Here is a 19,338-nt window from a genome sequence, read left to right as displayed (position 1 = left end):
AGCAGACAGGAGACAAGTCATGGCGACCACCGCCCATCTCGATACCTTCGCCCGCGACCGGCTGCCCCCGCCGCAGGCGTGGCCGGAATTCCGTTTCAACGCGGATACCGATTACCCCGAGCGCCTGAACTGCGCCGTGGAACTGGTTGACCGGCATGTGCGCGAAGGCCGCGGCGAGCGCGTGGCGGTTCGCCAGCGGCGCGACGGCGGCATGGAGACCATCACCTATGCTCAGCTTGCGGCGCTGAGCAACCGCATCGCCCATGTGCTGACCGAGGACATGGGCCTGGTGCCGGGCAACCGCGTGCTGCTGCGCGGACCGAACAACGTCATGATGGCGGCGAGCTGGCTGGCGACCATCAAGGCGGGGCTGATCGCCGTGCCGACCATGCCGCTGCTGCGCGCGAAGGAGCTCAAGCAAATCATCGACAAGGCACAGGTCACCGCGGCGCTGTGCGATGTGCGGCTGCACGAGGACCTGGAGGCGAACCGGCAAGCCGGTGGCGAGTTTCACTGCCCGAGCCTGACCCAGGCGCTGTACTTCAACGGCGCAGGCGAGGGTTCGCTGGAAGCCGCGATGGCCGGCAAGCCGGACACGTTCAATTCCTGCGACACGGCGGCCGACGACGTATGCCTGATCGCCTTCACGAGCGGCACGACCGGCCAGCCCAAGGGCACGGTTCACTTCCACCGCGACGTGCTGGCGATGTGCGACCTGTTCCCGCGCCACGTACTGCGGCCTGAGCCGGATGACATTTTCTGCGGCACGCCGCCGATCGCCTTCACGTTCGGGCTGGGCGGCATCCTGTGCTTTCCGTGGCGCATCGGCGCCAGCACCGTGCTGGCCGAAAAGCTCACGCCGGATACGCTGCTGGAACTGATTGCGGACTTCCGCGCGACCATCGTGTGCACGGCGCCGACGTTCTATCGCCAGATGGCCGCGCTGGCGTCGCGCTACGACCTGCGCAGCCTGAAGAAAAGCGTGTCGGCCGGCGAGGCGCTGCCCGATGCAACGCGCCAGGCGTGGAAGACCGCCACGGGCATCGAAATGACCGATGGCATCGGCGGCACGGAGATGATGCATATCTTCATTTCGAGCGCGGGCGCCGAGGTGAGGCCGGGCGCTATCGGCAAGGTTGTGCCGGGCTACATCGCGCAGATCGTCGACGAGGACATGCAGCCGGTGCCGCCGGGCACAGTGGGCAAACTGGCGGTGCGCGGCCCGACGGGCTGTCGCTACCTGGACGACCCGCGCCAGGCCAACTACGTGAAGGCCGGGTGGAACCTGCCCGGCGACACGTTCTACATGGATGAGGACGGCTACTACTTCTACCAGGCCCGTTCCGACGACATGATCATCTCCGCCGGCTATAACATCGCCGGCCCCGAGGTGGAAGGCACGCTGATGCAGCACAAGGACGTGGCGGAGTGCGGCGTGGTCGGCGCGCCGGACGCGGAGCGCGGCCAGGTGGTGACGGCCTACGTCGTGCTGCGCGAAGGCGTGGAGGCCAGCGACGCTACGCGCGCTGCGCTGCAGGACTACGTGAAGCGCCAGATCGCGCCATACAAATATCCGCGGCGCATCGTCTTCGTGCCGGCGCTGCCGCGCACGGAAACCGGCAAGCTGCAGCGCTTCCGGCTGCGCCAGCTGGCGCAGCAGGGCAATGGCGGCGGGACCGGGGCCGCCAAGCCATGAACGAGGTGTTCCGCAACGCCGTGCTGGTGCGCTTCGGGCATTGCGATGCCGCCGGCATCGTGTTCTATCCGCGCTACTTCGAGATGCTCAACGACTTCATCGAAGACTGGTTTGCCCAGGCGCTGGACTGGCCTTTCAGTGCTATGCACGGTACGGGGCATGCCGGCGTACCGACCGCCGATCTGCACTGCCGCTTCGTCGCGCCCAGCCGTCTGGGTGAATCGCTCACGCGTGAACTGCGCGTGCTGAAGCTGGGGCAATCGAGCTTCACGGTGCAGGTGCGGTTCATTGGCCCCGACGGCGGCTTGCGACTGGAAGTGACGCAGCGGCTCGTCTGCGTCGACACGGGCGAGATCGCGCCAAGACCGTTGCCAGACCCGGTGCGGCACGCCATGACGCAGTACCTGGATGCCAGCCTGCCCGCACCGGCCGGCCGGGGCATTTGAAGAAGACTATTCGAGTAACCAAGACCTCAGGACGCAATCATGAAGATTCTGCAGCCGCCCGACTGGGCCGCACCGCGCGGCTATTCCAACGGCATCATGACAGAGATGCAGGCCGGCAGCCGGCTCATCTTTGTCGGAGGCCAGATCGGCTGGAACGGCCAGTGCGAGTTCGAGACCGACGACTTCGGCCTGCAAGTGGCCCAGACCTTGCGCAATATCGTCGCAGTGCTCGCGGCGGGCGGCGCAAAGCCGGAGCACATCACGCGCATGACGTGGTATGTGAAGGACAAGGCGGAATACGTGGCGGCTTACCCGGTTATCGGCCAGCATTACCGGGACAGCATCGGCCGGCATTTCCCGGCGATGACGGCCGTGGAGGTCGCGGACCTGGTGGAGCCGCGTGCCAAGGTAGAGATCGAGGTCACGGCGGTGGTGCCGCCGGCTGCCTAACGCGGATGCTGGGGTGGCAGGGAGCGGACGGGGCGGCGCAGGCATGGCCCGTGCCGCACGCAAGTCCTTGAAAACTTGAGAAATTGCCCGGTGCGGGATATAATCCGAAAGTTTCGCTTTCAGAACCCTTCACCCTAGCGCCAACCGCTTTCCACCTTCCGCCGCCCCCGTCCGCGCAGTGTTGCCAGCATTGAAATATGTGATGCAAAGAGCGCGCTGCGACCGAGTCGCGCCGCAATGGCAGCCTTGCCAGTGCGGCCGTACCGGATCTCTTCCAGGGGCACGAGGCGTTGATCAGGTCGGGCACGGGGTGAGTCCAGCAGGAGCCTACCCGTGTTACCGTCTTTTCCGTCCGCCATTCTCGCGCTTGCAGACGGCACGGTCTTTCGTGGCTATTCCATTGGCGCATCCGGCCATACCATCGGCGAAGTGGTGTTCAACACCGCCATCACCGGTTACCAGGAAATCCTCACCGACCCGAGCTATTCCCGGCAGATCGTCACGCTGACGTATCCGCACATCGGGAATTACGGCGTCAACCGTGAGGATATTGAAGCCACGAAAGTCCATGCCGCCGGCCTGATCATCAAGGATCTGCCGATCCTGGCATCGAATTTCCGCAAGGAGCACACGCTCGGCCATTACCTGAAGCAGGAAAAGGTCGTGGCGATCGCGGGCATCGATACCCGCAAGCTGACCCGAATCCTGCGCGAGAAGGGTGCCCAGAACGGCTGCATCCTGGCTGGCGAGGACAATGTGCAGAAGGCCATCGACCTGGCCCGCTCGTTCCCCGGCCTGGCCGGCATGGACCTGGCCAAGGTAGTGTCGGTCAAGGAACCGTACGAGTGGACCCAGTCGGAATGGGCGCTCGGCGCGGGCTACGGCAAGCAGGACAAGCCGCAGTTCCACGTGGTCGCCTATGACTACGGCGTGAAGTTCAACATCCTGCGCATGCTGGCCGAGCGCGGCTGCAAGGTGACGGTGCTGCCGGCCCAGGCCAGCGCGGCCGACGCCCTGGCGCTGAATCCGGACGGCGTGTTCCTGTCCAACGGCCCCGGCGACCCGGAGCCGTGCGACTACGCCATCAAGGCCACGCGCGAATTCATCGAGCGCGGCATCCCGACCTTTGGCATCTGCCTGGGCCACCAGATCATGGCTCTCGCCATCGGTGCCAAGACGCTGAAGATGAAGGCCGGCCACCACGGCGCCAACCATCCGGTCAAGGACCTGGATGACGGCCGTGTGATGATCACGTCGCAAAACCACGGTTTCGCGGTCGATGCGGAAACCCTGCCGGCCAACGCGCGCGTGACGCACGTGTCGCTGTTCGACGGCACGCTGCAGGGCTTCGCGCTGACCGACAAGCCGGCCTTCTGCTTCCAGGGCCACCCGGAAGCGTCGCCGGGCCCGAACGACGTGGCTTACCTGTTCGACCGCTTCACGAAGATGATGGCGGACGCGCGCAAGTAAGCGCGGCGCCATTCGAGAAACAGGGACGAGCAGGGAACAAGGACACGCCATGAACGCCTTCATGCATACCGCTTTCGGCATCACCGATTTCTGGACTTATGTGCTGGGCACGATCTTTATCGTGCTGCTGCCGGGGCCGAATTCGATGTACGTGCTGTCCGTGGCGGCGCAGCGCGGCGTGCGCACGGGCTACAAGGGTGCCTGCGGCGTGTTCCTTGGCGATGCGGTGCTGATGGTGCTGTCGGCGGCAGGCGTCGCCTCGCTGCTCCAGGCCAGCCCGGCGCTGTTCTACGTCGTGAAGTACATCGGCGCGGCGTACCTGGGCTGGATCGGGTTCAACATGCTGCGCGGGGCGGTACGCAACGGGTCCAAGGCAGGTCAGGCGGGGCAGGCAATCAATGCCGCCGCGGCCATGCCCGTCGACCAGTCGAACCCGTTCCGCAAGGCGCTCATCATCAGCCTGATGAACCCCAAGGCCATCCTGTTCTTTATCTCGTTCTTCATCCAGTTCGTCGACCCGGGCTTCGGCTATCCGGCGCTGGCGTTCCTCGCACTGGGCGTGGTCGTGCAGATCTTCAGCTTTCTGTACCTGACGACGCTGATCTTCGTTGGCGTGAAACTGGCCGCCGCCTTTCGCCGCCGCCGCCGCTTGTCGGCGGGCGTGTCGAGCGGCGTGGGCGCCATGTTCATCGGCTTCGGCGCGAAGCTGGCCACGGCCACCCTGAGCTGATTTTCCGAATCCCGCGGGATTCCTGATATTCCGGCGCGGCCGTCCCGAACGGGCGGCCGGCCAAAAAAGAGATAGTGCAATGCCAAAACGCACAGACATCAAGAGCATCCTGATTATCGGCGCCGGCCCCATCATCATCGGCCAGGCGTGCGAGTTCGACTATTCCGGCGCGCAGGCCTGCAAGGCGCTGCGCGAGGAAGGCTTCAAGGTCATCCTGGTCAATTCGAACCCGGCGACCATCATGACCGACCCGGCCACGGCCGACGTGACCTATATCGAGCCGATCACGTGGGAAGTGGTCGAGCGCATCATCGAGAAAGAGCGTCCGGACGCGATCCTGCCGACCATGGGCGGCCAGACCGCGCTGAACTGCGCGCTGGACCTGCATCGCCACGGCGTGCTGGACAAGTACAAGGTCGAACTGATCGGCGCGTCGCCGGAAGCCATCGACAAGGCCGAAGACCGCCAGAAGTTCAAGAATGCGATGACCAAGATCGGACTGGGCTCGGCCAAGTCCGGCATCGCGCATTCCATGGACGAAGCCATGGGCGTGCAGTCGCAAATCGCCACGGAAACCGGCACCAGCGGCTACCCGATCGTCATCCGTCCCTCGTTCACGCTGGGCGGCACCGGCGGCGGCATTGCCTACAACCGCGAAGAATTCGAAGAGATCTGCAAGCGCGGCCTGGACCTGTCGCCGACGCGCGAACTGCTGATCGAAGAATCGCTGCTGGGCTGGAAGGAATACGAGATGGAAGTGGTCCGCGACAAGGCGGACAACTGCATCATCATCTGCTCGATCGAGAACCTCGACCCGATGGGCATCCACACCGGTGACTCGATCACCGTGGCCCCGGCCCAGACGCTGACCGACAAGGAATACCAGATCCTGCGCAATGCCTCGCTGGCCGTGCTGCGCGAGATCGGCGTCGATACCGGCGGCTCGAACGTGCAGTTCTCGATCAATCCGAAGGATGGCCGGATGATCGTGATCGAGATGAACCCGCGCGTGTCGCGTTCGTCGGCGCTGGCCTCGAAGGCCACCGGCTTCCCGATCGCCAAGGTCGCGGCCAAGCTGGCCGTCGGCTACACGCTGGACGAGCTGAAGAACGAGATCACCGGCGGCGCGACCCCGGCTTCGTTCGAGCCGTCGATCGACTACGTGGTCACCAAGGTGCCGCGTTTCGCCTTCGAGAAATTCCCGCAGGCCGACAGCCACCTGACCACCCAGATGAAGTCGGTGGGCGAGGTGATGGCCATGGGCCGCACCTTCCAGGAATCGTTCCAGAAGGCCCTGCGCGGCCTCGAAGTCGGCGTGGACGGCCTGGACGAGAAGTCCACCGACCGCGACGAGATCGTCGAGGAAATCGGCGAGGCCGGTCCGGACCGCATCTGGTACGTGGGAGATGCATTCCGCCTGGGCATGTCTCTCGAAGAGGTATATGCCGAGACCGCGATCGACCCGTGGTTCCTGGCCCAGATCGAGGACATCGTCAAGACCGAAGGGCAGATCAAGGCGCGCACGCTGGCAAGCCTGTCGACGGCCGAGCTGCGCTACGTGAAGCAGAAGGGCTTCTCCGACCGCCGCCTCGCCAAGCTGCTGAAAACCGACGCCAAGGCTGTGCGCGAGGCGCGCATCGCCCAGAACGTGCGTCCGGTGTACAAGCGCGTCGACACCTGCGCGGCCGAGTTCGGCACCAACACCGCCTACATGTACTCGACCTACGAGGCCGAGCATGGCGAGTGCGAGGCCAGCCCGACCGACAAGAAGAAGATCATGGTGCTGGGCGGCGGCCCGAACCGGATCGGCCAGGGCATCGAGTTCGACTATTGCTGCGTGCACGCCGCGCTGGCGCTGCGCGAAGACGGGTACGAGACCATCATGGTCAACTGCAACCCGGAAACCGTGTCGACCGACTATGACACCTCGGACCGCCTGTACTTCGAGCCGGTGACGCTGGAAGACGTGCTCGAGATCGTCGCGATCGAGAAGCCGGTCGGCGTGATCGTGCAGTACGGCGGCCAGACGCCGCTGAAGCTCGCGCTCGACCTGGAGCGCAACGGCGTGCCTATCATCGGCACGACGCCGGACATGATCGACGCCGCGGAAGACCGCGAGCGCTTCCAGAAGCTGCTGCAGGAGCTTGGCCTGCGCCAGCCGCCCAACCGCACCGCACGTGCCGAGGACGAAGCGCTGCGCCTGGCCGAGGAAATCGGCTACCCGCTGGTGGTGCGTCCGTCGTACGTGCTGGGTGGCCGCGCGATGGAAATCGTGCACGAGCCGCGCGACCTCGAGCGCTACATGCGCGAGGCCGTCAAGGTGTCGAACGATTCCCCGGTGCTGCTGGACCGCTTCCTGAACGATGCGATCGAATGCGACGTCGACGCGCTGTCGGATGGCAAGCGCGTGTTCATCGGCGGCGTGATGGAGCACATCGAGCAGGCTGGCGTGCACTCGGGCGACTCGGCTTGCTCGCTGCCGCCGTACTCGCTGTCGGCGGAAACCGTGGCCGAACTGAAGCGCCAGACCGCTGCCATGGCCAAGGCCCTGAACGTGGTCGGCCTGATGAACGTGCAGTTCGCGATCCAGCAGAGCAACGGTGTCGACACCGTCTACGTGCTGGAAGTGAACCCGCGTGCCTCGCGTACCGTGCCGTACGTGTCGAAGGCGACCGGCATGCAGCTCGCCAAGATCGCCGCGCGCTGCATGGCCGGCCAGTCGCTGGACTCGCAGGGCGTTATCGACGAGGTGGTGCCGCCGTACTACAGCGTCAAGGAAGCGGTGTTCCCGTTCAACAAGTTCCCGGGCGTCGATCCGGTCCTCGGACCTGAAATGCGTTCCACCGGTGAAGTGATGGGCGTGGGCAAGTCGTTCGGCGAGGCGCTCTTCAAGAGCCAGCTGGCCGCGGGGTCGCGTCTGCCGGAAAAGGGCACCGTGCTGATCACCGTGAAGGACAGCGACAAGGTACGCGCCGTTGCCGTGGCCCGCATGCTGCACGACATGGGCTACCCGATCGTCGCCACGCGCGGCACGGCCTCGGCCATCGAAGCCGCCGGCATCCCGGTCCGGGTGGTCAACAAGGTCAAGGATGGCCGTCCGCATATCGTGGACATGATCAAGAACGGCGAACTGGCGCTGGTGTTCACCACGGTGGACGAGACCCGCGGTGCGATTGCCGATTCGCGTTCCATCCGTATCTCGGCGCTGGCTAACCGCGTGCCTTACTACACCACCATCGCCGGCGCGAGCGCTGCGGTGGAGGGCCTCAAGCACATGCAGAGCCTGGAGGTCTATGACCTGCAGGGCCTGCATGCGACGCTGGGGTAACAATATGACCTGGCGGGGCGATTGCGCTCCGTCAAGGGCTGGCGGCCCGCCGGTGTTGCTGCCTGCGGGCATCTTGTCCTAAACTACGTCGAATTCATCGATCGGCGCCCGGTATCCCCGGGCGCCTTCCCCATCCGAAGCCGCGGTTGAGCGGAAGTGCCCTGGATTATGTGCCGGGCATGGTTCCAGCTCCGCTGCGGCTCATTTTTTTGTTGATCGAAGACATGAGCACCATTCCGATTACCAAGCGTGGCGCCGAACTGCTGAAGGAAGAACTGCAACGCCTGAAGGCTGTCGAGCGTCCGGCAGTGATCAATGCCATCTCCGAAGCCCGTGCGCAGGGCGACCTGTCCGAAAATGCCGAGTACGATGCTGCCAAGGAAAAGCAGGCATTCATCGAAGGCCGCATTCTGGAAGTCGAATCCAAGCTGTCCACAGCGCAGGTCATTGACCCGACCCAACTGGATACGGATGGCCGCATCGTGTTCGGTGCCACGGTAGACCTGGAAGACCTCGAATCCGGCAGCCCGGTGAGCTACCAGATTGTCGGCGATGACGAGGCTGACCTGGAGAGCGGCAAGATTTCCGTCAGCTCGCCAATCGCGCGTGCGCTGATCGGCAAGTTCGAGGGCGACGTTGCGACCGTCCTGGCGCCCAGCGGTGACCGCGAGTACGAAGTCATCACCGTCCGCTACATCTGAAGTCGGTACCCGACCGACTGGACCAAGCGGATCGTGTTCTCTACTTCCTACTCAAGCCTGCCGCCGCTGCCCCACCGCATCTTCCTGCTCCTGACGGTTGTCTGGGCCGGCAGCCTGTGGACGGTGGGTTACATGGTGGCGCCGACGTTGTTCTCGGTCCTGCCGAGCCGCGAAATGGCGGGCATGATCGCCGGCCATCTGTTCCAGACCGAGGCTATCCTTGGCGTGACCATCGGCGTCTTGCAGCTTGTGCTATGCAACGTGCTGATCCGGCGCGGTGCCAACCGATATCGGGCTCTGCGCTGGCTGGTACTGGCCATGCTGTGTTGCGTGCTGGTGGGCTATTTCGGCACCCAGCCGTTCATGGGCAGCCTCAAGGAGAAGGCGACGGCGCTCGGTGTCGGCGTGTCGGAGTCGCCGTTCCGCGCGCAGTTCGGCATGCTGCACGGCGTTTCCAGCGCCTTCTACCTGGTGCAGAGCCTTCTGGCGCTGGCGCTGGTGTGGCGCGCTTCGGCGCCGCGTTCCGCCGGCGAATAGCCGGCGAATGTATGAAAAAAGGCGGCCCGCTCGGGCCGCCTTCGTTCAGGCCAGCGCCTTTTTCTTCGGGCTGGCGGGCCGGGCACGCGAGCGCTTGACGTTGCCGCCGGCGGTGACGCGTTCATTGCCCAGCACCGTGACGTCCTTGCGGGTCGGACGGCGGTTGGGTGCGCCGCTGGGCTTCTTCACCGTCACGGTACGGGGCGCGGCGCCACCACGGCGGACCGGCGTGTGGCGACCGAGATCCTGAGGCTGGTTTTCCTTGAGGCGGGCGTCGCCCGGCCGCCAGATAACCAGCAGTTTGCCGATATGCTGGATCGGTGCGGCGCTCAGTTCATCGCAAATGGATTCGTAGATGGCGATACGCGCTTCGCGGTCGTCGCCGAACACGCGAATCTTGATCAGGTCGTGCGACGCCAGGCTGCGGTCGATTTCGGCCAGCACCGCGCGCGTGAGGCCTTCCGCGCCGATCATCACGACCGGATTGAGGCCGTGGGCACGGGAGCGGAGTTCGGAGCGCTGGGCTGGAATAAGTTGAAGTGCGGACATAAATAGGCGCTGACGGCGCAGGAATAAGTGCTGCCAACGGCCCGAACGGGCAATGGCGGCCCGAATTGGCCACCGCTGGCATGCGATTGGCGCGTATTATCCGCCAAATCAACGCAGGTTGGCGGCAAGAAACGGCAAAACAGGCAAGAAATTGCGGCGCGCTCGCTTCGCGGGGGAGCCGGCAAACAGGAAACAGGCGTAATCAGAATGGCCAAAGGCAAGTCGAAGAACAAGTTCAATCAGTCGTGGCTCCACGACCATATCAACGACCCGTATGTGAAGATGGCCCAGCGCGAGGGGTATCGCGCGCGCGCGGCCTACAAGCTCAAGGAAATCGACGAGCAGGACAACCTGATCCGTCCAGGCCAGGTCATTGTCGACCTGGGCGCCGCGCCCGGCAGTTGGAGCCAGTATGCGCGCAACAAGCTGGCGGCCTCTGCGCGGGCGGTCGATGGCAAGCCGGATGGCGCGGTAGTGGCCATCGATATCCTGCCCATGGAGGCGGTCGCGGACGTCACGTTTATCCAGGGTGATTTTCGCGAGGAAGAAGTGTTCCGCCAGCTTGAGGAAGTGGTCCTGGCAGCTTCCGGCGGTGCAAAGATCGACCTTGTATTGTCTGACATGGCCCCCAACTTGTCCGGTGTGGCCTTTGCTGACGCCGCCCGCATCGAGTATCTGTGCGAGCTGGCATTGGATTTTGCCCAGGCCCATCTCAAGGCGGACGGGGCATTACTGGTAAAGTGCTTCCACGGTAGTGGTTACAGCCAGATCGTCGAGAAGTTCAAACGGCAGTTCAAGGTGGTCGCGGCACGCAAGCCCAAGGCGTCGCGTGACAAATCCTCTGAAACATTTATCCTTGGGCGTTACCTCAAAGTCATGAATTGACGGATCCGGCGGAAGCCGGGCTGTCTGGTCCCGGGGGGCTATCGGCTCCATAGTTTTCGGTGTTACCCCTTCGGGGCGGGTGCTGCATTACAATGCAGCTATCCGTTGGCAAGGCAATTGCAAAGGAGTTCGGCCTTGAATAACAACCTGTTTCAAAAGGCGGCAATCTGGCTCGTGATCGCGCTGGTGTTGTTTACCGTCTTCAAGCAGTTCGACAAGCCCCGTGCACAGGACGGCGTCACCTATTCGCAGTTCATGGATGACGCCAAGAACGGCAAGGTGTCGCGTGTCGACGTGCAGGGCCGCAACCTCGTGGTGTCGCCGAAAGAGGGCGCCAAGTACACCATCATCTCGCCGGGCGACATCTGGATGGTCGGCGACCTGATGAAGTACGGCGTTCAGGTGACCGGCAAGGCGGACGATGAACCCAATGTGCTGGTCCAGGCGCTGTACTACCTCGGACCGACCCTGCTGATCATCGTGTTCTGGTTCTACATGATGCGGCAGATGCAGGGCGGCGGGAAAGGCGGAGCCTTCTCGTTTGGCAAGTCGCGCGCACGCCTGATTGATGAAAACCAGAATGCCGTCACGTTCCAGGACGTCGCCGGCTGCGACGAGTCCAAGGAAGAAGTCGTCGAACTGGTCGACTTCCTGAAGGACCCGCAAAAGTTCCAGAAGCTGGGCGGCCGCATTCCGCGCGGCGTGCTGCTGGTCGGCCCTCCGGGTACCGGCAAGACGCTGCTGGCGCGCGCCATCGCCGGCGAAGCCAAGGTGCCGTTCTTCAGCATTTCGGGTTCCGACTTCGTTGAAATGTTCGTTGGCGTGGGCGCTGCCCGCGTGCGCGACATGTTCGAGAACGCCAAGAAGCAGGCGCCGTGCATCGTGTTCATCGATGAAATCGACGCGGTCGGCCGCCATCGTGGCGCCGGCATGGGCGGCGGTAACGACGAGCGCGAACAGACCCTCAACCAGATGCTGGTCGAGATGGACGGCTTCGAGGCCAATTCGGGTGTGATCGTGATTGCCGCGACCAACCGCTCCGACGTGCTCGACAAGGCGCTGCTGCGTCCGGGCCGCTTCGACCGCCAGGTCTATGTGGGGCTGCCGGACATCCGCGGCCGCGAGCAGATCCTGAAGGTCCATATGCGCAAGGTACCCATCGGCAACGATGTGGATGCTTCGATCATCGCGCGCGGTACGCCGGGCTTCTCGGGCGCAGACCTGGCCAACCTGGTCAACGAGGCCGCGCTGTTCGCCGCCCGCCGCAGCAAGCGCGTGGTAGACATGCAGGACTTCGAGGACGCCAAGGACAAGATCTACATGGGTCCGGAGCGCAAGTCGACGGTCATGCGCGAAGAAGAGCGCAAGGCCACGGCTTACCACGAGTCCGGCCATGCGGTGGTGGCAAAGCTGCTGCCGAAGGCCGATCCGGTCCACAAGGTCACGATCATGCCGCGTGGCTGGGCGCTGGGCGTGACCTGGCAGCTGCCGGAGCATGACAAGTACTCGAAGTACAAGGACAACATGCTCGAAGAGATTGCGATTCTCTTCGGTGGCCGTGCGGCGGAAGAGGTCTTCCTCAATGCCATGAGCACTGGCGCGTCCAACGACTTCGAGCGCGCGACCAAGATCGCGCGCGACATGGTGACCCGCTTCGGCATGAGCGACGAACTCGGTGCCATGGTCTACGTCGATACCGAGCAGGATGGCATGTTCGGCAAGCTGTCGTCGAAGACCGTGTCGGAAGCCACGCAGCAGAAGGTTGACTACGAGATCCGCCGCATCATCGACGATCAGTACGCGCTGGCCAAGCGCCTGCTCGAAGAGAACCGCGACAAGGTCGAGGCCATGACTGCCGCGCTGATGGAGTGGGAAACGATCGACGCCGATCAGGTCAACGACATCATGGCTGGCAAGCCGCCGCGTCCGCCGCGCGGTGTGTCAGGTCCGAACGGCGGCGGCAATGCCCCGTCCGGTGGTTCGCCGGTGGCGCCTTCGAACGCGCCCGCCGCGGCCTGACGGCTCGGATCGCTGTTCACAGGACTTTGATCGCCTGGTAGTTCCGACAAGCCGGTGCCTCTGCACCGGCTTTCTTGTTTCTGCGCGGCACGCGCGTAGAACCACCCTTTTCCCATTGCGCCTTCCTACCTTGCAGCAGACCTCGCCATCCCCGTATTTCCAGTGCGGCCGTTATTGCTTTGCACTGGATCGTCGCCCGCTCGTCATGGGCATTCTCAATGTCACGCCCGATTCCTTCTCGGATGGCGGCAAGCACGCCACGCGGGACGCAGCGCTGCGGCATGCCGAACAACTGATTGCGCAAGGCGCGAACATCCTCGATATCGGGGGCGAGTCGAGCCGCCCGGGTTCGGCTGCCTTGCCGCTGGACCAGGAACTGGCCCGCGTGATTCCGATCGTCGAGGCATTGCGCGACTGCGGCAGGCCGCTGTCGATCGACACTTACAAGCCGGAGGTGATGCGCGCATCGCTGGCGGCCGGTGCCGATCTGATCAACGATATCTGGGGCTTCCGCATGCCCGGTGCCATCGAGGCGGTTGCCAAAGGGCAGGCCGGCCTGTGCGTGATGCATATGCAGCGGGATCCGCAGACCATGCAGGAGGATCCGCACTACGCCGACGTGGTGGCCGAGGTGGGTGACTTCCTCGGAGAACGCGTGGCTGAATTGCGCAAGGCCGGCGTCGACCCCGCGCGCATCACGCTGGACCCGGGATTTGGCTTCGGCAAGACTCCGGATCATAATCTGCGCCTGCTCGGGCAGTTGCCCGCACTGGAAAGGTTTGGGCTGCCGCTGCTGGTGGGCTTGTCGCGCAAGTCGACACTCGGCGCGATCCTGGGCGGCCGGCCGCCGACGCAGCGTGTGGCAGCGAGCATTGCCGCGGCGGTCTGTGCGGCAGAGCGGGGCGCTTTTATCGTGCGCGTGCATGATGTACAGGATACGGTGGATGCCCTCCAGACCTGGTGGGCCGTACGGAATGAGGCTGTGACGACTGTCGACCAGCCATCGCAGGTATCGCAGCAATAGTTGCCAGACAGAGCAAGAAAGAAAGGACGAATCGAATGACGCGCAAGTATTTCGGGACAGATGGCGTACGGGGCAAGGTCGGCGAGCTGCCGATCACCCCGGATTTCGTGATGCGGCTGGGACACGCCGCCGGCAAGGTGCTCGCCCATGGCGCCCGCACTGCGCAGGGGCGGCCGACCGTGCTGATCGGCAAGGACACGCGGATCTCCGGTTACATGCTGGAGGCAGCGCTGGAGGCCGGCTTTACCTCGGCCGGCGTGCATGTGTTGCTGACCGGGCCGCTCCCGACCCCCGGCATCGCCTACCTGACGCGCGCGCTGCGGCTGTCGGCGGGCGTGGTCATTTCGGCAAGCCACAATCCGTATTACGACAATGGCATCAAGTTCTTCTCGGCCGACGGAGACAAGCTTCCCGACGAGGTCGAGGCGCAGATCGAGTCCGCCATGGATGATCCGATGGTCTGCGCGCCATCCGACGACCTCGGGCGTGCACGGCGCATCAACGATGCCCCGGGACGCTACATCGAATTCTGCAAGAGCACCTTCCCGAACAGCCAGGACCTGCACGGCCTCAAGCTGGTCGTGGACTGCGCGCACGGTGCCGCCTACCACATCGCTCCGCATGTCTTCCACGAGCTTGGCGCGGATGTCGTGGCGATCGGCAACCAGCCTGACGGCCGCAATATCAATGACGGATACGGGGCCACCGCACCGGGAAAGCTGGTGGAGGCAGTGCGTGAACACGGTGCCGACCTGGGGCTGGCATTCGATGGGGATGCGGACCGGCTGCAGGTTGTGGACAGCGAAGGCCGCCTCTACAACGGCGACGAATTGCTGTACCTGATCGTACGCGACCGCATGGCGGAAGGTCAGGCCGTGGAAGGCGCCGTCGGTACGCTGATGACCAATATGGCGGTGGAACTTGCGCTCAAGCGTATTGGCGTGGACTTTGTGCGGGCGAAGGTCGGTGACCGCTATGTGCTCGAAGAGTTGAACAAGCGCAACTGGATCCTTGGCGGCGAGGGGTCGGGCCACTTGCTGTGCCTGGACCGGCACAGCACCGGCGACGGCATCGTCTCCGCGCTGCAGGTGCTGGCAGCGCTGCGCCGCAGCGGCAAGACACTGGCGGGCCTGCTCGAGGGTGTCACCCTGTTTCCGCAGAAGCTTATCAACGTCCGTGTCGAGAAGGGGTTTGACTGGCAGTCACATGCCGGCCTGAAGGCGGCGCAAGCGTTGGTGGAGCCAGAACTGGCAGGCCGCGGCCGCGTGCTGATCCGTGCGTCGGGCACCGAACCCGTGGTCCGCGTGATGGTCGAGGCCGAGAAGGCCGAAACCGCTGAGCGCGCCGCGCAGACACTGGCAGAGGCCTTGCGTGCCTGAACCACGCTAACCCCCGCCGATAGCGATGCGCCGGACATGTTCCGGCGTTTTTTTTTTTTGCCCGATAACGCAATTAACAGATGACATCTCCTGACATGGCCTGGGCAGGGCGGCTGTGAGAGACCCGCATCACCATTGGCTTTCAAGAAGATTTGAAGATGTCATGGAATTGTCATATACGCGGCTTAGAGTTCGTCTTGTCAAAAATTTGTCATTCCCAACCAATGTTCTCTGGAGGACATATGAAGCTGGTCAAGACTGCCGTGGCAGGCATCGTTTCGATGGTCGTAGCGGGTACTGCGTTCGCGGCGGAAATTACCGGTGCAGGCGCTTCCTTCCCGGCGCCCGTGTATTCCAAGTGGGCCGATGCATACCAAAAAGCAACGGGTAACAAGGTCAACTATCAATCCATCGGTTCGTCGGGCGGCATCAAGCAGATTGGCGCCAAGACGGTCGATTTCGGCGCCTCCGACGCGCCGCTGAAGGACGAGGACCTGAGCAAGCAGGGCCTGGTCCAGTTTCCGACGGTGATCGGCGGCGTGGTGCCGGTGATCAACCTGCAAGGCGTGAAGCCGGGCGAACTCACCATCACCGGCGAAGTGCTGGCCAACATCTACCTGGGCAAGATCAAGAAGTGGGACGATCCGGCCATCAAGGCGCTGAACCCGCACGCCAAGCTGCCGAGCCAGGACATCCTGCCGGTGCGTCGCGCTGACGGCTCGGGCACGACCTTCATCTTCACCAACTACCTGTCGAAGGTGAGCCCTGACTGGCAGAAGTCGGTGGGCGAGGGCACCACGGTCAACTGGCCGGGCGGCGGTACCGGCGGCAAGGGCAACGAAGGCGTGGCCGCGTTCGTGCAGCGTCTGAATGGCGCAATTGGCTATGTCGAATACGCCTACGCCAAGCAGAACAAGATGACCTACCTGAACATGAAGAACGCGTCGGGTGCCGTGGTCCAGCCGGGTGACGATGCCTTCAAGGCCGCCGCCGCCGGCGCGGACTGGAGCAAGAGCTACTACCAGATCCTAACCAACCAGCCGGGCAAGACGGCATGGCCGATCGCCGGTGCCACCTTCATCCTGGTTCACAAGAACCAGGAAAAGTCGGCGCAGGGTGCTGAAGTGCTGAAGTTCTTCGACTGGGCCTACAAGAGCGGCGGCAACATGGCTGCCGACCTGGATTACGTGCCGCTGCCCGAGGCGGTCGTGAACCAGATTCGCACCACCTGGAAGACCAGCGTCAAGGACGCTTCGGGCAAGGCACTGTACTAAGCCGCAGTCCGACTGCATGGCAGCCGGCCGCAGCGTGTGCCGCGGCCGGTTGAGTGGCCCGGCGGCTTGCCGCCGGCGCCTGCCAAATCATCGACAGTATTTTCTGCACCATGGCGACTTCGTCCGATCTCTCAGCCGTACGGCCGCCCAGCCGCATTGGCGACATCCTGTTCGGCGGCCTGACGCGCGGGGCCGCCATCGTGACGCTGCTCTTGCTGGGTGGCATCATCGTGTCGCTGGCGATCAGCGCCTGGCCTTCGATCCAGACATTCGGCGCTCGCTTCCTCTGGACTGCGGAGTGGGATCCCCCCGCGGACGTCTATGGCGCGCTCGTGCCGATCTACGGCACGCTCGTCACTTCGCTGATCGCACTGATCATTGCCGTGCCGGTCAGCTTCGGCATCGCGCTGTTCCTCACCGAGCTTTCGCCGGCCTGGCTGCGCCGCCCGCTGGGCACCGCGATCGAACTGCTGGCCGCCGTGCCGTCGATCGTCTACGGCATGTGGGGCCTGCTGGTGTTCGCGCCGCTCTTCGGCGAGTACTTCCAGAAGCCGCTCGCCGCCACGGTCGGCCAGCTTCCGGTGATCGGCAAGCTGTTCCAGGGCGCCCCGCTGGGCATCGGCCTGCTGTGCGCGGGCGTCATCCTCGCGATCATGATCATTCCGTACATCGCCTCGGTGATGCGCGACGTGTTTGAAGTCACCCCGGTGCTGCTCAAGGAATCCGCCTACGGCGTGGGCTGCACCACCTGGGAAGTGATGTGGAACGTGGTCCTGCCCTATACCCGCGCCGGCGTGATCGGCGGCGTCATGCTCGGCCTTGGCCGGGCGCTGGGCGAAACCATGGCTGTCACCTTCGTGATCGGCAATACCAACCTGCTCGACAACGCATCGCTGTTTTCGCCGGGCAACAGCATCACGTCCGCACTGGCCAACGAATTCGCGGAAGCCGGCGCAGGCCTGCACACGGCGGCGCTGATGGAACTGGGGCTGATCCTGTTCTTCATCACGTTCGTGGTGCTGGCGCTGTCCAAGCTGCTGCTGCTGCGACTGGCAAAGAATGAGGGTGGAAAATGAACCAGGCCAGCCACACCGTGTCTTCCGCATCGATCCCGGCCGTGCGGCCCGACGCCGATGCCGTGCGCACGCGCCTGCAAGCGCGCCGTCGCCGCATGAACCTGATCGCATTGACGGCCTCGCTGGGCGCAATGATCTTCGGTCTGTTCTGGCTGGCGTGGATCCTGTTCACCACTGTCACGCTGGGCGTCGGCGGCCTGTCCCTGGACTTGTTCACGCAGATGACGCCGGCGCCGAATACCGCCGGTGGCGGCCTGGCGAACGCGATCTACGGCAGCTTCGTGATGGTGGCGCTGGCCACGCTGCTCGGCACGCCGCTGGGCATCCTGGCAGGCATCTACCTGGCCGAGTATGGCAAGTCGTCGCCGCTGGCCAGCCTGATCCGCTTTATCAACGACATCCTGCTGTCGGCGCCGTCGATCGTGATCGGCCTGTTCGTCTACGCGCTGGTGGTGACCCGCATGGGCCATTTCTCGGGCTGGGCAGGCGTGTGCGCGCTGGCGCTGCTGCAGATTCCGATCGTGGTGCGCACGACCGAGAACATGCTGAACCTGGTGCCGAATGCACTGCGTGAAGCGGCCTTCGCGCTCGGTACGCCGAAGTGGAAGATGGTGCTGTCGATCACGGTCAAGTCCTCGTATGCCGGCATCGTGACCGGCGTGCTGCTGGCCGTGGCGCGTATCGCCGGTGAAACCGCGCCGCTGCTGTTCACCGCGCTGTCCAACCAGTTCTGGACCAGCGATCTGAACAAGCCGATGGCGAACCTGCCCGTCACCATTTTCCGCTTTGCCATGAGCCCGTTCACGGAGTGGCAGCAACTGGCCTGGGCAGGCGTGTTCCTGATTACGGTCGGCGTGCTCGCGCTCAATATCCTGGCGCGCATCCTGTTCAAGAAATAATGACCGGCGCGCGATTCCAGAGCCGGAATCGGACCGGAACCTGAATTCAAGCGAGAACCAGCATGACTTCGACTGTCATCGATATTCCCGACGCCGTGCGCTCCAAGATCGACGTGCGCAACCTGAACTTCTTCTATGGCCAGTTCCATGCCCTGAAGAACATCAACATGTCGATTCCTGACCGCAAGGTGACGGCCTTTATCGGCCCGTCGGGCTGCGGCAAGTCCACGCTGCTGCGCACCTTCAACAAGATGTACGGCCTCTACCCGGAGCAGCGTGCCGAGGGCGAGATCAACATGGACGGCGAGAACCTGCTGACCAGCCGCCAGGACATCGCGCTGCTGCGCGCCAAGGTCGGCATGGTGTTCCAGAAGCCGACGCCGTTCCCGATGTCGATCTACGACAATATCGCCTTTGGCGTGCGCCTGTTCGAGAAGCTGTCGCGTTCCGAAATGGATGACCGCGTGGAGTGGGCACTGTCCAAGGCCGCGCTGTGGAACGAGGCCAAGGACAAGCTGCACCAGTCCGGCTACGGCCTGTCGGGCGGCCAGCAACAGCGCCTGTGCATCGCGCGCGGCATTGCCATTCGCCCCGAAGTCTTGCTGCTCGACGAGCCGTGCTCGGCGCTGGACCCGATTTCCACGGGCCGCATCGAGGAACTGATCGCCGAGCTGAAAGACGAATATACGGTGGTGATCGTGACCCACAATATGCAGCAGGCCGCGCGTTGCTCGGACTACACCGCCTACATGTACCTGGGCGAACTGATCGAATTCGGCGAGACCGAGAAGATCTTCATCAAGCCGCACCGCAAGGAAACGGAAGACTACATTACCGGACGGTTCGGCTGATGCCGGCCGACGTGCCACGCCAAC

Annotated in this window: 17 protein-coding genes; 16 read left to right on the top strand and 1 reads right to left on the bottom strand. The window is 64.0% G+C overall.

The features are described from left to right. Window positions 1-19 precede the first annotated feature (19 nt). From ACIGJC_RS09725 to ACIGJC_RS09690, 8 genes are all read left to right on the top strand, one after another. Window positions 20-1,696 carry an AMP-binding protein gene (locus tag ACIGJC_RS09725; RefSeq protein ID WP_483708577.1) on the top strand — a complete coding sequence of 559 codons (1,677 nt, stop codon included), beginning with the start codon at window positions 20-22 and terminating at the stop codon, window positions 1,694-1,696. Continuing rightward, a complete protein-coding gene (locus tag ACIGJC_RS09720; RefSeq protein WP_483708576.1) occupies window positions 1,693-2,142 on the top strand; it encodes an acyl-CoA thioesterase in 450 nt (149 codons plus the stop codon). The genes ACIGJC_RS09725 and ACIGJC_RS09720 overlap by 4 nt, the downstream gene beginning before the upstream one ends. 39 nt (window positions 2,143-2,181) lie before the next feature. Next, the gene (locus ACIGJC_RS09715) at window positions 2,182-2,592 is read left to right on the top strand and encodes a RidA family protein (protein ID WP_483708575.1); all 411 of its coding nucleotides are present in this window, start codon (window positions 2,182-2,184) and stop codon (window positions 2,590-2,592) included. 333 nt (window positions 2,593-2,925) lie between these two features. Continuing rightward, window positions 2,926-4,062, top strand: a complete 1,137-nt coding sequence (gene carA / locus ACIGJC_RS09710) for a glutamine-hydrolyzing carbamoyl-phosphate synthase small subunit (protein ID WP_483708574.1) — start codon at window positions 2,926-2,928, stop codon at window positions 4,060-4,062. A gap of 49 nt (window positions 4,063-4,111) precedes the next feature. Continuing rightward, on the top strand, window positions 4,112-4,792 hold the full coding sequence (gene leuE, locus ACIGJC_RS09705) for a leucine efflux protein LeuE (RefSeq protein WP_483708573.1): 681 nt from the start codon (window positions 4,112-4,114) through the stop codon (window positions 4,790-4,792). A 79-nt stretch (window positions 4,793-4,871) separates the two neighbouring features. Further along, a complete protein-coding gene (carB, locus tag ACIGJC_RS09700; protein WP_483708572.1) occupies window positions 4,872-8,120 on the top strand; it encodes a carbamoyl-phosphate synthase large subunit in 3,249 nt (1,082 codons plus the stop codon). Between the two features lie 224 nt (window positions 8,121-8,344). Further along, entirely contained in the window at window positions 8,345-8,821 is a 477-nt protein-coding gene (greA, locus tag ACIGJC_RS09695; RefSeq protein WP_483708571.1) for a transcription elongation factor GreA, read from the top strand. A 33-nt stretch (window positions 8,822-8,854) separates the two neighbouring features. After that, window positions 8,855-9,358 carry a DUF4149 domain-containing protein gene (locus ACIGJC_RS09690; RefSeq protein WP_483708570.1) on the top strand — a complete coding sequence of 168 codons (504 nt, stop codon included), beginning with the start codon at window positions 8,855-8,857 and terminating at the stop codon, window positions 9,356-9,358. Window positions 9,359-9,403: 45 nt separating this feature from the next. On the opposite strand, the gene ACIGJC_RS09685 is transcribed toward ACIGJC_RS09690, so the two are convergent. Beyond that, entirely contained in the window at window positions 9,404-9,907 is a 504-nt protein-coding gene (locus ACIGJC_RS09685; protein WP_483708569.1) for a YhbY family RNA-binding protein, read from the bottom strand. A gap of 207 nt (window positions 9,908-10,114) precedes the next feature. Here ACIGJC_RS09685 and ACIGJC_RS09680 point away from each other — a divergent pair, with 207 nt between their 5' ends. The 8 genes from ACIGJC_RS09680 (at window position 10,115) to pstB (ending at window position 19,314) form a co-directional block, all read left to right on the top strand. Beyond that, window positions 10,115-10,792: an RlmE family RNA methyltransferase gene (locus ACIGJC_RS09680; RefSeq protein ID WP_483708568.1), complete on the top strand. Its 678-nt coding sequence runs from the start codon at window positions 10,115-10,117 to the stop codon at window positions 10,790-10,792. 135 nt (window positions 10,793-10,927) lie between these two features. After that, window positions 10,928-12,811, top strand: coding sequence for an ATP-dependent zinc metalloprotease FtsH (gene ftsH, locus ACIGJC_RS09675; RefSeq protein ID WP_483708567.1), 1,884 nt, complete (start codon window positions 10,928-10,930; stop codon window positions 12,809-12,811). 205 nt (window positions 12,812-13,016) lie between these two features. Next, entirely contained in the window at window positions 13,017-13,835 is an 819-nt protein-coding gene (gene folP, locus ACIGJC_RS09670) for a dihydropteroate synthase (RefSeq protein WP_483708566.1), read from the top strand. A 35-nt stretch (window positions 13,836-13,870) separates the two neighbouring features. Next, window positions 13,871-15,214 carry a phosphoglucosamine mutase gene (gene glmM, locus ACIGJC_RS09665; protein ID WP_483708565.1) on the top strand — a complete coding sequence of 448 codons (1,344 nt, stop codon included), beginning with the start codon at window positions 13,871-13,873 and terminating at the stop codon, window positions 15,212-15,214. 242 nt (window positions 15,215-15,456) lie between these two features. Continuing rightward, entirely contained in the window at window positions 15,457-16,488 is a 1,032-nt protein-coding gene (gene pstS / locus ACIGJC_RS09660) for a phosphate ABC transporter substrate-binding protein PstS (RefSeq protein WP_483708564.1), read from the top strand. Between the two features lie 110 nt (window positions 16,489-16,598). After that, window positions 16,599-17,564 carry a phosphate ABC transporter permease PstC gene (gene pstC / locus ACIGJC_RS09655; protein ID WP_483708563.1) on the top strand — a complete coding sequence of 322 codons (966 nt, stop codon included), beginning with the start codon at window positions 16,599-16,601 and terminating at the stop codon, window positions 17,562-17,564. Then, window positions 17,561-18,463, top strand: coding sequence for a phosphate ABC transporter permease PstA (gene pstA / locus ACIGJC_RS09650; RefSeq protein ID WP_483708562.1), 903 nt, complete (start codon window positions 17,561-17,563; stop codon window positions 18,461-18,463). Before pstC ends, pstA begins: the two co-directional genes overlap by 4 nt. A gap of 62 nt (window positions 18,464-18,525) precedes the next feature. Next, entirely contained in the window at window positions 18,526-19,314 is a 789-nt protein-coding gene (gene pstB / locus ACIGJC_RS09645; RefSeq protein WP_483708561.1) for a phosphate ABC transporter ATP-binding protein PstB, read from the top strand. The last annotated feature ends 24 nt before the right edge of the window (window positions 19,315-19,338 follow it).

Source organism: Cupriavidus sp. C3SS-1, assembly GCF_057073755.1.
Note: the sequence above shows the minus strand (reverse complement) of the source record. Positions and strands in the feature narration are given on the sequence as shown.